The sequence below is a fragment of the Kitasatospora fiedleri genome (assembly GCF_948472415.1).
Taxonomy (GTDB): domain Bacteria; phylum Actinomycetota; class Actinomycetes; order Streptomycetales; family Streptomycetaceae; genus Kitasatospora; species Kitasatospora fiedleri.
The window spans coordinates 6030974-6045443 of record NZ_OX419519.1; the positions used below are offsets into that span (position 1 = coordinate 6030974).

A 14470-nucleotide genomic window follows, 5' to 3' on the forward strand; every position below is an offset into this window, starting at 1 on the left:
GCCGATGACGTCCACGCGGGCAGCGGCGGGGCCGGTGCGGGCGCCCGCCGAGCTGGCGCTCGGCGCGCGGCGGCGCATCCTGCGCTTCGCCGGGAACCAGCAGGTCCACCTGGGTTCATCGCTCTCCGTGGTCGACCTGCTGATCGCGGTCCTGCGGGAGACCGGCGCGCCGGCGGGCGACCCGTCCGACCCGGGCCGGCCGCGGCTGGTGCTCAGCAAGGGGCACGCGGTGTGGGCCCTCTACGCGGTGCTGGCCGAGCACGGGCTGCTGGACACCGAGCGGCCGGGCCCCTGGGCCGGCCACCCGGTGGACGGCGTGCCGGGGGTCGACGCGGCCACCGGGGCGCTGGGCCACGGCCTGTCGATCGGCGCGGGCCTGGCCGAGGCGGCCAGGCTCCAGGGGCGCGGCCACCGCACCCACGTGGTGCTCGGCGACGGCGAGTTGAACGAGGGATCGGTCTGGGAGGCGGCGATGTTCGCCGCCCACCGCCGGCTGGACCGCCTGGTCGCCCTGGTCGACGTCAACGGGATGCAGCAGGAGGGGACGACCGCGGAGGTCCTGGACCTGGGCCCGCTCGACCGGAAGTGGCGGGCCTTCGGCTGGCGCACGGTGACCGTCGACGGCCACGACCACGCGGCGCTGCGGGCCGCCCTGACGGAGACCGCCGCGCCCGACGGGCAGCCCACGGTGCTGCTCGCCCACACGGTGAAGGGGAAGGGGGTGCCGTTCATGGAGCACAGCGCGGACTGGCACACCGGCACGCTGGACCCCGCCCGGCTGGCGGCCGCCCTGGCCGCCCTGGACCGGGGACGGGCGGTGGCCGATGACTGAGCGGAACCCCGGGACGGGGCCGGCCGCCGGCATGCGGCCCGCGGTCGCCCGGGCGCTGGCCGACCTCGGCGACCGGCTGCCCGACCTGGTCGTGCTGGCCGCCGACGGCCGCGCGCTCGCCACCGCGTTCGCCGCCCGGCACCCCGACCGCTTCATCGACGTGGGCATCGCCGAGGGCAACCTGATGGGCGTCGCCGCCGGGCTGGCCCGGGCCGGCCAGCGGGTGGTGGTCTGCGGGATGGCGCCCTTCCTGGTCCGCCGGGCGGCCGAGCAGCTCCGCATCGACATCTGCCGCCCCGGCCTGGACGTCACCGTCCTCGGCGTCGGCGGCGGCCTCGGCTACGGGACGCTGGGCGCGACCCACCACGTCCCGGAGGACCTGGGCGCGCTGTCGGCCATGCCGCACACCCGGGTGTACTGCCCGGCGGACGTCCACGCGGCCGACTGGGCGGTACGGGACGCCGTGCTCGGCGGCGGCCCCCGCTACGTCCGGCTCGGCGCGCGCGAGGACCCGGTGGTCCACGCCGCCGACACCCCCTTCTCCTTCGACCGGCCCGGCGTCTTCGACTTCGACGGCCCCGACAGCACGAGCGACCCCGGCGACCCGGACGCCCCCGGTGACGCGGTGGTGGTGGCCGCCGGCCGCACCGTCGCGGAGGCGCTGCGCGCCGCCGACGCGGTCCGACCGCACGGGCGGCGGGTCCGGGTGCTCGGCCTGACCGCGGTGTTCCCGTTCCCCCGGGAGGCCCTGCTGGCGGCGGTCTCCGGGGCGTCCACCGTGGTCACGGTCGAGGAGCACCACGTCCTCGGCGGCCTGGCGACCCAGACCGCCCTCGCCCTCGCCGGGCGCTGGCACGGCACCTTCCGCTTCCTGGCCGTGGACGAACGGCCCGCTCCGGTGCTCGACCAGGCCGGACTGTTCCACTTCTACGGCATCGACGCGGCCTCGATCGCCCGCGCCCTCGTCGAACCGCCCCCGACCCCGGAGTGATCTGATGCGCATCCTGCTCGGCGCCCAGAGCTGCGGCTTTGGCCCGATATCCAAACTCACCGCCGTCTCCCGTGCCCTGGACGGGCACCACCGCGTCTTCACCGGAGTCACCGTCGCCGCGGACTTCGCCCACCGCAACGCCGACGCCTTCGACGAGTTCGTCGACATCGCCGCCGACGCCGGGGCGCTGGACCGGGAGATCCGGCGGGCCGACTGGGTGGTCTCGGTGATGGACGCCGACCTGGTGTTCCGCGCCGTCGCCGCCGGCCGCCCGGTGCTGCTCGTCGACAGCCTGCTCGCCTTCTGGAAGCTCGACACCCCGGCCTGGCGGATCGCCGAGCTGTGCGAGCTCTCCCGGCGGACCGGCTCCGCCCCGCCGGCCGAGGTGCTGGCGGAGCTGTCCCCGCACGAGCAGGTCTTCGCGGCGCACCTGCTCGCGGACGTCTCCGCGGCGCAGAACTTCCCGGGCGTGGCCGAGCGGATCGCCGAACTCCGCGCGCTCGGCGCCGTCGGGGCCCACCTGACCGGGCCGATCGTGGACGAGCCGGCCCTGGCCGACGTCCCCCGGGCGACCGAGGACGCCGTCGACCTGATGGTCAACATCGGCGGCTTCAAGAACTTCCTGCTCGACTACGACCACCACAACGCGTACCTGCACCTGGTCTCGCGCTGGATCCCGGACCTGCTGGCCGACTGGCCGCGGTTCGACCGGGTCGCGGTCTGCGGGGGCAGCTACGGCGGCGACCGGGCCGCGCGGGTCGCGGTCGGGGGCCGGACGGCGGAGTTCCGCTGCCTGTCCCACCGGGCCTTCATCCCCGCGGTGGCCTCCGCCCGGCACTACCTGCTCACCCCGGGACTGACGGCCATTCACGAGGCGCTGCTGCTGGGCCACTTCCCGATGGCCCTCCCGGAGCAGCACTACGGCCACATCAGCAACCTGGAGGGGCTGGCCGGCACCCTGTTCGAACGGCACGGCAGCCGGTTCTCCGACCTGATCCCCGGGTACGAGGTGCCGGCCGACGACTTCGAGGGCACCGCCGCGATCGTCGGCCACGTCGGCCGGCTGCTGGCGGACGACGGCGGGTACGCGCTGTTCCGCCGCGGCATGAACGAGCGGATCGAGAGCTTCGTCGACCTCGGCCCGGAGGACCGGGCGGACGGCGTAGCCGAACTGCGCGCGCTGCTCCAGGGACCGTCCTTCTCGGCGCTGCTCGGCGAGGTCCTGCCGGCCCCGGCCGACGAGCTGGTCGGGGGCGCCCGGTGAACACCGACGCGTACCGGGAGTGCCTGTCCCGCACCGAGGAGGCGATGCTCGCGCTGCACCGCCGCCTCGACGGCGCGGAGCCGGCCGGGATCACCTTCCGGACCTGGGTCCCGCGCAGCGAGCGCAAGCAGCGCCAGCGGCTGTTCGTCGAGACCGCGGTCCGCGGGGAGCCCCGCTACGTGGCCAAGGTCCCGCTGGACCCGCAGGACGACATGGTCGACCGGGAGTGGGAGCTGCTGTCCGGGCTCGGCGGGCTCGACCTGCCGCGCCCGCGTCCGGTCGGCAGGCTCGACCGGGGCTTCGTGATGAGCCACGTGCCGGCCACCGACTTCCCGGCCTTCATGGCCGCCGCCCGGCCCGAGGAGTGGCCCGCCGTGCTGTGCGCCGGCGTCGAGCTGGCGGCCCGGCTGCACCGGCAGGGGCCCCGCCCGGTCGGAGCCGTCCCCGGGGAGGTGGCCGCGGCCTACCTGCCGGCCGGGGTCCGCCTCCCGGCCGTCACGCTGGAGCGGCTGGAGCGGGCCCGGCTCGCCCCCACCCACGGCGACCTCGGGCCGTGGAACCTGCGCGTCGACCGCAACGGCCGGATGTCGCTCATCGACTGGGAGGACTACCGACCGGTCGGCCTGCCCGCCCTCGACGTCCTCAACCTGGTCGTCACCGCGGCGCTGATCGCCTTCCCCGACTACCCGGACCGCGGCTTCGACTGGTTGTACGAGCGGGTCTTCCACGGCGAGAACGCCTTCCGCACCGCCGCCGACCGGGCGTTCCGCCACTACGCGCGGCTCACCGGCCAGGACGTCGAGTCCGTGGTGGCGCTGACCCCGGTGCTCTGCCACTGGATGATCCGTCGCATCGAGGACCAGGGCCGGCCCACCGGCCACCTGTTCTTCCGGCCGTTCACCGAGCGGTTCGAGGCCGAGACCCCGCGCTGGTCGGGGGTCGGCCGTGGCTGAGCCGGAGCTGTTGGACGCGGTGGTCGTCGGGGCCGGCCCGGCCGGCCTGTTCGCCGCCTGGCGGCTGGCCACCGGCGGCGCGCGGGTCGCGCTGCTGGAGGCGGGCGGCGACATGCGCCAGAGCCTGTGCCCGAAGGTGTCGGCGCGGATGGGCGGCCGCACGGTCCGGTCCGCGGAGAAGTTCCGGCTGCAGTGCAACCGCTGCGACTGCCTGACCGGACTGGGCGGCGCCGCCTTCCACTTCGACACCAACCTCGGGTACGTCAGCGGCCTGTCCAAGTCCAAGATCGAGCAGGACGGCCGCGGCGGCGTCCGGACCTACAGCGGCCTGGAACGGACGCTGGGGAGCTTCGACCGGGCGGCGGACGCGGTCCGGGACGTCTACCGGCTGATGCACCGCTTCGGCCTCCAGCCGCCCCGGCCCGGGCCGTCGGCCGCCTCCTGCCACGTGCCGCCGAGCGGGTTCGCGCTCGCGGACGAGGCGCTGTCGCAGGCGGTCACCGTGGACGAGGCGCTCGGCATGATCGACGGCCTGGTGGCCGACGCGGTCGCGGCCGGACTGCGCCTGCACCTGCGCACCCGCGCGGAGTCGGTCGTCCGGGCCGAGGACGGCACCTGGCTGGTCGGCGCCGCCGGCACCGTGTTCCGGGCCAGGAACGTCATCGTGGCGGTGGGCAAGCTCGGCCTCGGCTGGGTCCGCGAGGTGCTCGACCGCAACGCGGTGGCCCACCGGCCCAGCCCGACGGTGGACGTCGGCGTCCGGCTGGAGACCACGCGGCAGCTGGCCGCCCCGCTGACCGCCTCCTGCCAGAACCCCAAGTTCACCTTCCTCAACCAGGACGGCGACCCGGTCCGGACCTTCTGCGTCTGCGAGGGCGGCCGGATCATGCAGTACGCCTTCCAGGACACCGTGGTGCTGGACGGGCAGCACTGCCTGACCACGCCCACCGGGCGCACCAACTTCGGCATCGTCACCACGGTGCGGGTACCGCCGGGCGGCGACGGCACCCGGTACGCGCTGGACTTCAGCCGCCGCGCCACGGCCGCCGGAGACGGCCTCCCGGTGGTGCAGCCGCTGGTCGAACTGCTCGGCCGGGGCCGCTGCGCGGACCGGCCCGGCACCAGCCTGGTGCAGGCGCGGTGGACGGACCTGGCCGAGGTCCTGGGCCCGCGGCGGGTCGCCGACATCGCCGCGATGGTCGACAGCCTGGAAGCCGTCGCGCCCGGGCTGATCGGGCCGGAGACGGTGGTCGCGGCCCCGGTGGTGGAGCGCCTGTTCCCCGCCATCGAGCTCTCCACCGACCTGGAGAGCAGCGCCCCGGGCCTCTACTTCACCGGCGACTGCTCCTCCAAGATCATCGGCGTCACCTACGGAGCATCCACCGGGCTGGCGGCCGCCGCCGCCGTTCTGCGCAGCTGATCGGAGAGGAAACCATGTTCACCAGGCCACAACGCCCGGCCGCCCCGGGGCCCGCGACCCGCCGGCGGCACACCTGGCGGTCGGCCGGCTGGAGCGCGCTCCGCCGCGCCGCGCCGCACCTCCCCGCGGAGCGGCAACTGACCGCCGCCCTCGCCCTCCTGACGGAGCGCTACGGCCTGCCGCTCCAGCTCGCCGCCGGGCCGGGCTGCGGGTCCCCGGCCGCGGCGCAGCGGTACCTGGCCGACGCCGGAGCCGGAGCCGACTGGGACACGCTGGTGACCGCCACCGCCGCCGCCACCGCCGCCGATGCCGCCGCCGGCGCCCCCGCGCCGACGGTCGGACCGGCCGCGGTGCGGATCCGGATCACGGCCGACGCCGCCGATGCAGACGACGCCGCCGATGCAGACGCCGACGCGGACGCCGCCGACGGGAACGACACCGGGGCGGACCTGGTCTGGACCGCCACCGACCGGGGCCTGGAGGCCCGCTGGGACCCGGCGGTGTTCACCGAGGAGACGGTCGCGGCGATGGCGGGCCACCTGGACCGGCTCGCGGCCGAGCTGGTCCGGCCGGACCGGCCGCCGCTGGCCGCGGTCGAGGTGCTCACCGCGGACGAACTCGTCCGGAACGGCGGGACCCCGGAGCGCCTGCCGGAGTACCCGCCGATCACCCTGCACCAGCTGTTCCAGCTCCAGGCGTGGCGCACCCCGGACGCCTGCGCCCTGGCCATGGGTGAACAGCGGCTCAGCTACCGCGCACTCGACCTGGCCTCCAACCGGGCCGCGCACCGGCTGATCGGGGCGGGGGCCCGGCCCGGCGACGTCGTCGCGGTCGGCGGCGACCGCTCGATCGGCCTGTTCACCTCGCTGCTCGCCGTGCTGAAGGCGGGCTGCGTCTTCGTCCACCTCGACCCGGCCTACCCCGTCGCGCGGCTGCGGCAGTTCGTCGAGGTGAGCCGGCCGCGGCTGGTCCTGACCGGACCGGGCGCCCCCGAGCTCGGCACCGGACTGCCCGAGCTGCCCTTCGACGTGCTGCCCGACCCGGCGGAGCCCGGGCCGGACCACGCCCCGGACGTGGTCGTCGGCCCGGAGAGCCCGGCCTACATCCTGTTCACCTCGGGCTCCACCGGCACCCCCAAGGGCGTGCTGCGGCCGCACCGCCTGCACACCACCCGGATCTTCCTCGAACAGTCCATGTACGCGGTCGGCCCGGACGACCGCCACCTGCTCAAACTCCCGATCAGCTCACGGGAGTTCCTGTGGCCGCTGGCGACCGGGGGCACCGCCGTGATCGCCGAGCCCGGCGGCGAGCGCGACGACCAGTACCTGGTCGACCTGCTGCGGCGCGAACGCGTCTCCGTGCTGAGCTGCGTCCCCTCGATGCTCCGGGTGCTGGCCGCCAACCCCGGCTTCGCCCGGTGCCCCGCGCTGCGGCACGTGTTCGTCGGCGGCGAGGCGCTGCACCGCGACCTGGAGGACCGGGTCCGGGCCATGGGCTACCAGGTGCACAACACCTTCACCCTGACCGAGGCCGACTACGTGGCGCACCGCAAGGACGGCCTGGACGAGCGGCCCGAGGACGCCTCCGTCATCGGCCACCCCCTCGACATGCGGGTCTACCTCTGCGACGACCGGGGGCGCCGGGTGCCCCCGGGGCTGGTCGGCGAGGTCTGGGTCGGCGGCCCCGGCGTGGCGACCGGCTACCACCGCGACCCGGAGCGCACCGCGGAGCGCTTCGTCGCCAACCCCTTCGGCGACCCGCGCACCCCGCTGCTCTTCCGCACCGGCGACCTCGCCCGGCACCGCGCCGACGGCTCCCTGGAGTACCGCGGGCGCCGGGACCTCCAGGTCAAGGTGCGCGGCCAGCGGGTCGAGCCGACCGAGGTCGAGTTCTGGCTCCGCGAGCACCCGGGCGTCCGGGACGCCGCCGTGGTCGGGTACCCCGACCGCGAGCAGGGCGCGTTCCTGGTCGCCTTCGCGGTGGGGGAGGAGCACGCCCCCGCGGAGCACGAGCTGCGGGCGTTCCTGGCCGACCGGCTGCCGGCCTGGATGCTGCCGCGGCACGTCGCCTGGGTCCCCCGGCTGCCGCAGCTCTACAGCGGCAAGCTCGACCGCGCCTCGCTCCGGCTGCCCGCCCGGGTCCGGCCGCCGGACCTGCCCGCGCCGACCCGGCCCCGCACCCCGGCGCAGGAGCGCCTGCTCGGGATCTGGCGCACCATCCTGCAACTGCACGAGATCGGTGTCGACGACGCCTTCACGGCGGTGGGCGGCGACTCGCTGCGCCTGATGCTGCTGCGGGCCGCGGTCCAGGACGAGTTCCGGATCCGGCTCGACCTGGCGGACCTGCTCGGCGCGCCGACCGTCCTGGCCCAGGAGCGGCTGCTCCGGCCGACCGCTCCGGCCGAACCGCTCGCCACCGTGCCCGTCCCGGCCGTCCCCGTCCCCGTCCCGGCCGTCCCCGTCCTGTCCGGACCGTCCGGACCGCCCGCCGCCGCCCCGACCCCGGCCGGGCCGTCGGCCGCCGCGGGCGAGCGCTCCCGGCGGCGGGCCCTGCGCGAGGCCCAGCGGGCCGCCGCGGCCGAAGGGGGTGAGCGACAGTGACGCACATCGCCGTGATCGGCATGTCGGGCCGGCTGCCCGGCGCGGCGGACCTCGACGCGTTCTGGCAGAACCTGCTCGCCGGCCAGGACTGCATCACCCGTACGCCGTCCGACCTGCTCCGCGGCACGGTCGCCGACGAACTCCTGGACGACGCACGGTGGTTGGGCGCGTCCGGACGGATCGCCGCACCGTACGACTTCGACCCGGCGTTCTTCGGGATGTCCCCCAAGGAGGCGCTCTCCACCGATCCGCAGCACCGGCTCCTGCTGACCACGGTGCACCGCGCCCTGGAGGACGCCTGCGTCGTCCCCGGCACCGGCCCCGGCCGGGTGGGGGTGTTCGCGGGCGTGGGCCGCAACCGGCACGAGGAGCTGGTGCGGGCGGTGCTCGCCTCCCGCGGCGAGACGGTCAACGAACTGGCCCTGGAGATCGGCAACGAGAAGGACCACAGCACCACCAAGGTGGCCTACCGGCTGGGCCTGACCGGCCCCGCCGTCACCGTGCAGTCGGCCTGCTCGACCGGGCTGGTCGCCCTGCACCAGGCCTGCCAGAGCCTGGCCGCGCAGGAGTGCGACGTCGCCGTGGCGGGCGCCGCCGCCCTGCGCGTCCCCGACAGCCACGGCTACCTCTACCTGGAGGGCGGCATCGGTTCCGCCGACGGCGTCTGCCGGCCGTTCTCGGCCCGGGCGGGCGGCGCGGTGGCCGGCGACGGCGTGGTCGCGGTCGTCCTGAAGCGGCTGGAGGACGCGGTCGCGGACGGCGACCGGATCAGCGCGGTGGTCCGCGGCTCCGCCGTCAACAACGACGGCGCCAAGAGCGGCTACGCCTCCGTCAGCGCCCGGGCCCAGGAACTGCTGGTCCGCGACGCCCTGCTGTTCTCCGAGACCGACCCGGACACCGTCGGCTCGGTGGAGGCGCACGGCTCCGGCACCCCGCTCGGGGACGCCGCCGAGTGGTCCGCCCTGGCCCGGGTCTACGGCGCGGTCCGGCCGACCCGGGTGGGTTCGGTCAAGTCCGGCATCGGCCACCTGCGGGAGGCCTCCGCGCTGGCGGGGTTCGTCCGGGCGGTGCTGAGCGTCCGGCACGGCCTGGTGCCGCCGACCATCAACGTGGGCCTGCCCGCCGAGTACGTGACCCGGGAGACCTCCGGGCTGTCGCTGCCCAGGGCGGTGGAGACCTGGCCCCACCCCGGCGTGCGCCGGGCCGCCGTCAGCGCCTTCGGGCTCGGCGGGACCAACGCCCACGTGATCGTCGAGGAGCCGCCGGCCCGCCCGGCCGCCGCCCCGCCGACGGCCGCCGCCGCCGTGGTCCTGGTCTCCGCGCACACCGAAGGGGCGCTGGAGCGGACCTCCGCCGACTGGGCGGCCGCGATCGACACCGGCGCCGCCACGCCCGCCGAGGCGGCCGCCGCCTCCCAGCGCGGCCGCCGCCACCGCCGCCACCGCCGGTTCGCGGTGGGGTCGGACCCGTCCGCGCTCGCGGCCGGACTGCGTTCCCCCGCCCCGCCCGCCGCCGCGCGGCCCGCCCCGACCACGGCCCCGGCCGTCGGCCTCGTCTTCCCCGGCGTCGGCGACCACTACCCCGGCATGGGGGCCGGCCTGCACCGCGCCCTGCCCGGGTTCACCGCCCGGCTGGACCGCTACCTCGGCGACTGCGGCGACCGGCTCGGCCAGGACCTGCGCCGCCTGCTCGCCCCGGACGCCCAGGCCGGGCCGGGCGCCCGCACCGGCGCGGTCTTCAACCTCCGCCGCCTGGTCGACGACGGGCGCGGCACCTCCACCGACGAGGTCTTCGACCCGGTCGCCTCGCACGCCGTGCTGTTCTCGCTGCAACTCGCGCTGGCCCGCAGCCTCCAGGCGCTCGGGGTGCGGCCGGCCGCCGTCACCGGGCACAGCCTCGGGGAGCTCACCGCCGCCACGGTGGCCGGGGTCTTCACCGAGGAGGACGCCCTGCGGGTGGTCGTCGAGCGGGCCCGCGCCGTGGCCGCGCTGCCCGAGGGGACGATGCTCGCGGTGAGCCTCTCCCGGGCCGAGGCCGAGGAGCTGACCGGCCCCGGGGTCTGGCTGGCGGCGGTCAACTCGCCTCGCAGCAGCGTGCTGGCCGGTGAGCGGGCGGCGGTCCTGGAGGTGGTGGACCGGCTCAACCGGCGCGGCCTCCAGGGCCGGCTGCTCCCGGTGCGCCACGCGTTCCACACCCCGCTGCTGGCGCCCGCCGGGGAGGAGCTGCGCGCCCTGCTCGGCAGCCTGACCCTGTCGGCCCCGACGGTCGCGCTGGCCTCCAACACCACCGGCACCTGGGTCCGCGCCGAACTCCGGGACCCGGAGTACTGGTACCGGCAGCTCACCTCGCCGGTCCTGTTCGGCCAGGCCCTGGCCACCGCGGCGAAGGAGTGCGACGTCCTGCTGGAGGTCGGGCCCGGACAGCTGCGGACCCTGGCCGCCCAGGCCCGGGCCGTCGGCGACGACCACGCCGCGGTGGTGGCGACCGTGCGCCGGGAGTACCAGAACGAGTCCGACGCCGAGGTGCTGCTGCACGCCCTCGGGCAGCTGTGGCAGCGCGGCTGCGACCTCGACTGGGAACGGCTCGGCGGCGGACCGTTCCCGCCGCCGGCCGCCCTGCCGCCCACCGCGCTGGACGAACGGCCCCTGTTCATCGCCGAGGGCGGCCCGGCCGGCCTGCTCTCGCCCGGCCCCGCCGCACCGGCACCCGCGCCCGCACCGGCACCCGTTCCCGAGCCCGCACCCGTTCCCGAGCCCGCACTCGTCCCCGAGCCCGCTGGAGCCGGGGCCGAGGACGGGGACGGTGACCCGGACGCCGTGGCCGCGGTGCTGGCCGAACTGTGGGAGGAGGTCCTCGGAGTGGAGGACCTGACGGCCGAGGACGACTTCTTCGAACTCGGCGGCGACTCGCTGATGAGCGTCCAGCTGGTCTTCGGCATCGAGGAGCGGCTCGGGTTCCACGTACCGGCGGTCGCGGTCTTCCAGGAGTCGAGACTCGGCCGGATGGCCGCCCACATCACCACCTGGCACGCCACTGGAGGCAGCAGATGAACCACCCCGCCGTGGGCGTGGTCGGCGCCGGGGTCATGGGCGTCAGCCTGGCCCAGAGCCTGACCGCCGCCGGCATCGACACCGTCCTGCACGACTCCGACCCCCGGCAGCGGGCCACCGCCGAGCGCCGGGCGAGCGCCGCGGCCCGGCTGGCCCGGCTCTCCGGGAGCCGCGCCGGCGCCGAACGGCCCGGGCGGCTGACCGTCACCGGGGAGCTGGCCGCGCTGGCGGACTGCGGCCTGGTGATCGAGAACGTGATCGAGGACCCGGAGGTGAAGGAGCGCGTCCACCGCGCCCTCGACGAGGTTCTGGCACCGCGGGCGGTGGTGGCGGTGAACACCTCCGCGGTGCCGGTCTCCGGCCTCGCGCTGGCCACCGGCCACCCCGAGCGGATGGTCGGGGCGCACTTCATGAACCCGGTCGGCGCCTCCACCATGGTCGAGGTGGTGCGCACGCCGTACACCGCGGCCTGGGCGCTGCACGGCCTGGAGGAACTCCTCGGCCGGCTCGGCAAGGAGACCGTGGTGGTCGAGGACCGGGCCGGGTTCGTCATCAACCGCTGCCTGATGATGTTCATCAGCGAGGCGGCGGCCCTGGTCGACGACGGAGTGGCCACCCCGCAGCAGGTGGACCGGCTGTTCCGCGGCTGCCTCGGGCACCGCACCGGACCGCTGCGCACCGCCGACCTGATCGGCATCGACACCATCGTCCACACCCTCGACGTGCTGCGCGGGCACTACGGCCCGGAGCGCTTCACCCCTCTCCCGCCCTGCTCCGGATGGCCGCCGAAGGCCGGATCGGCCGCAAGAGCGGACAGGGCTTCCACTACTACTCGGACGGGGAGACCCCATGACCAATCCCGTGGCGCCGACGGCGCCCGCGGACCCGGCGGCACCGGCCCAGATCCGGTCCGAGGTCGCGCGCTTCCTCTCCCGCTACGTCGACGACCCCGCCTCCCTCGAAGCCGAACACCTGCTGACCGGCGGCCTGTTGGACTCGCTGGCGGCGGTCGAGCTGATCGGCCACCTGGAGCGCCGCTTCGGGGTCCGGGTGCTCGACCACGACCTGGAGGTCGACAACTTCGACTCCCTCGCCGCCATCACCGCCTTCGTGGCCCGGAAGCAGCGGGCATGATCACCGAACTGGCCCCGGAGCTGGCGGCGGAGTTCACCGACCGCCCCACCGCCGCGCGCGCCCTGGGCGCGCTGGTGCCCCGGGCGTACGGCGGCCTGGAACTCGGTTACGCCGGCTACGGCGAGGTCAACCGCACCGTCGCCGAGCGGTCGCCGTCCCGGCAGAGCCTGCTGACCGTGCACGGCATGGTCTGCCGGGCGCTGGTCCGCTGGGGCAGCGCCCGGCAGCGGGACGAGTACCTGCCGCGGCTGGCCGACGGCAGCCTGCTGGGGGCGTTCGCGCTGAGCGAGGAGGCGGCCGGCAGCGACGTCCGCCGCATCGCCACCACCGCCCGCGAGGTGCCGGGCGGCTGGGTGCTCGACGGGCGCAAGCGCTGGGTCACCTTCGGCCAGGAGGCCGGGGTCTTCCTGGTGTTCGCCCGCACCGGCACCCGGGACCTGGCGGTCCTGGTGCGCCGCGACGACCCGGGGGTCCACCTGCAACCGGCACCGCGGACCAGCGGCCTGCGGGACGCCAAGCTCGCCGAACTCGTCCTCCGGGAGTGCCGCGTCCCCGCCGACCGGCTGCTGGGGCGGCCCGGCGCCGCGCTGTCCCACATCGCCGCCGATGCGCTGACCCTGGGCCGGCTCTGCGTGGCCTTCGGCGCGTGGGGGCTGGCCGGGGCCGCGCTGTCGGCGGCCCTGCACCGCTCCATCGAGCGGCACCAGTTCGACGGCCCGCTGCACCGCCTCCAACTGGTGCGCGGACTGCTGGCGGACGCCGCGGTCGCGGTCGACTCGGCGCAACTGCTCTGCCGGCGCGCCGCGACGGCCCTCGACGAGGGCGACGAGTGGGCGCTGGGCCACGTCCTCACGGCGAAGCTCGGCGCCAGCCGGGCCGCCACCGCCGCCGCGGCCGCGGCCGCCCAACTGCACGGCGCGGCCGGCCTGGCGGAGGGGAGCCGGGTCGACCGCTTCGTCCAGGACGCCCGGGTGTTCGAGGTCATCGAGGGCAACACCCAACTGCTCCAGGACCTGATCGCCGATCAGGCCCTGGCCCGCTTCCGCGACCACGCGGCCCGGGCCCTGCCGTCGACCGGTCCGGAGGGACACCATGTCGGGTGAACCGGCCGCCACGGCACCGGCCGCCACGGTCAAGTGCGTCGTCTGGGACCTCGACGAGACCCTGTGGGAGGGGGTGCTGGCCGAGGGCACCGCGGGCGGCCTGCGGCCGGGAGTGCTGGAGACCCTGCGCTCCCTCGACCGGCGGGGCGTCCTGCACTCCGTGGCCAGCAAGAACGAACCCGCCCGGGCCCGGGACCGGCTCGAACAGCTCGGGGTGGCGGAGTACTTCCTCTGCCCGCAGATCTCCTGGGAGCCGAAGTCCGCCCTGGTCGCGGCCGTCGCCGAGCAGCTCAACCTCGGCCTGGACAGCCTGGTGTTCATCGACGACTCCGCCTTCGAACGCGCCGAGGTCGCCGACGTCCACCCGCAGGTGCGCTGCCTGGACAGCACCGCCGCCGCGGAGCTGGCCGACCTGCCGGGCTTCGACCCGCCGGTGACCGCGGAGGCGGCCGGCCGGCGCCGCCTCTACCGGGAGGCGGAGGTCCGGCGCGACTACGAGGAGTCGTTCCAGGGGCCGCGCGCCGAGTTCCTGCGGACGCTCGGCCTGCGGCTCACGGTGGCCGAGGCCACCCCGGACGACCTGCTGCGCGCCGCCGAACTCACCGAGCGCACCCACCAGTTGAACACCACCGGCCTGGTCTTCGACGCCGCGGAGCTGGCCGCGCTGATCCCCCGGCCGGACCAGACCCTGCTGGTGATCACCCTGGAGGACCGGTTCGGCGGCTACGGGACGGTCGGCGTGGTCCTGCTCGGCACCGACGAGACGCAGTGGCGGATCCGGCTCTTCCTGATGTCCTGCCGCGTCATGGGCCGCAACGTGGGCGGCGCCGTCCTGGCACTGCTGGCCCGGGAGGCCGACGCCCGCGGCCTCGACCTCACCGCGGACTTCCTCGCCAACGACGTCAACCGGCCGATGTACATGGTCTACCGCCTGGCCGGGTTCGAGGAGATCGGACGGGAGGGCGAGGTCCAGCGGCTCCGGCTCCGCAGCGGAGCGGGCCGCGCCAACCCCGACTACGTCGAACTCCACGCACTGATCTGAGCCGCCACCACCCCGCCACCACCCGCCACCCGCCCTCACCCGCTACCCGCCATCACCCCGTCACCCCCGTCACGACCCATG

9 protein-coding genes are annotated in these 14470 nt (G+C 76.0%); all 9 read left to right on the top strand.

Annotated features, from left to right (window positions below; genetic code table 11):
• Positions 1-4 precede the first annotated feature (4 nt).
• The 9 genes from QMQ26_RS27355 to QMQ26_RS27395 are packed head-to-tail and all read left to right on the top strand — an operon-like array spanning position 5 to position 14389.
• The gene (locus QMQ26_RS27355; RefSeq protein ID WP_282203035.1) at positions 5-832 is read left to right on the top strand and encodes a transketolase; all 828 of its coding nucleotides are present in this window, start codon (positions 5-7) and stop codon (positions 830-832) included.
• A complete protein-coding gene (locus QMQ26_RS27360) occupies positions 825-1823 on the top strand; it encodes a transketolase family protein (RefSeq protein ID WP_100839954.1) in 999 nt (332 codons plus the stop codon). Before QMQ26_RS27355 ends, QMQ26_RS27360 begins: the two co-directional genes overlap by 8 nt.
• 4 nt (positions 1824-1827) lie before the next feature.
• Positions 1828-3087 (top strand): hypothetical protein, encoded by a 1260-nt coding sequence (locus tag QMQ26_RS27365; RefSeq protein WP_282203036.1) that lies wholly within the window; start codon positions 1828-1830, stop codon positions 3085-3087.
• The gene (locus QMQ26_RS27370) at positions 3084-4040 is read left to right on the top strand and encodes a phosphotransferase family protein (protein WP_282203037.1); all 957 of its coding nucleotides are present in this window, start codon (positions 3084-3086) and stop codon (positions 4038-4040) included. The genes QMQ26_RS27365 and QMQ26_RS27370 overlap by 4 nt, the downstream gene beginning before the upstream one ends.
• Positions 4033-5460: an NAD(P)-binding protein gene (locus QMQ26_RS27375; RefSeq protein WP_100839951.1), complete on the top strand. Its 1428-nt coding sequence runs from the start codon at positions 4033-4035 to the stop codon at positions 5458-5460. The genes QMQ26_RS27370 and QMQ26_RS27375 overlap by 8 nt, the downstream gene beginning before the upstream one ends.
• A gap of 14 nt (positions 5461-5474) precedes the next feature.
• Entirely contained in the window at positions 5475-8060 is a 2586-nt protein-coding gene (locus QMQ26_RS27380; RefSeq protein WP_282203038.1) for a non-ribosomal peptide synthetase, read from the top strand.
• Positions 8057-11110 (top strand): type I polyketide synthase, encoded by a 3054-nt coding sequence (locus QMQ26_RS27385; RefSeq protein WP_282203039.1) that lies wholly within the window; start codon positions 8057-8059, stop codon positions 11108-11110. The genes QMQ26_RS27380 and QMQ26_RS27385 overlap by 4 nt, the downstream gene beginning before the upstream one ends.
• Positions 11107-13347, top strand: a complete 2241-nt coding sequence (locus tag QMQ26_RS38755) for a 3-hydroxyacyl-CoA dehydrogenase NAD-binding domain-containing protein (protein ID WP_282203040.1) — start codon at positions 11107-11109, stop codon at positions 13345-13347. The genes QMQ26_RS27385 and QMQ26_RS38755 overlap by 4 nt, the downstream gene beginning before the upstream one ends.
• Positions 13337-14389 (top strand): HAD-IIIC family phosphatase, encoded by a 1053-nt coding sequence (locus tag QMQ26_RS27395; RefSeq protein ID WP_100839945.1) that lies wholly within the window; start codon positions 13337-13339, stop codon positions 14387-14389. Before QMQ26_RS38755 ends, QMQ26_RS27395 begins: the two co-directional genes overlap by 11 nt.
• The last annotated feature ends 81 nt before the right edge of the window (positions 14390-14470 follow it).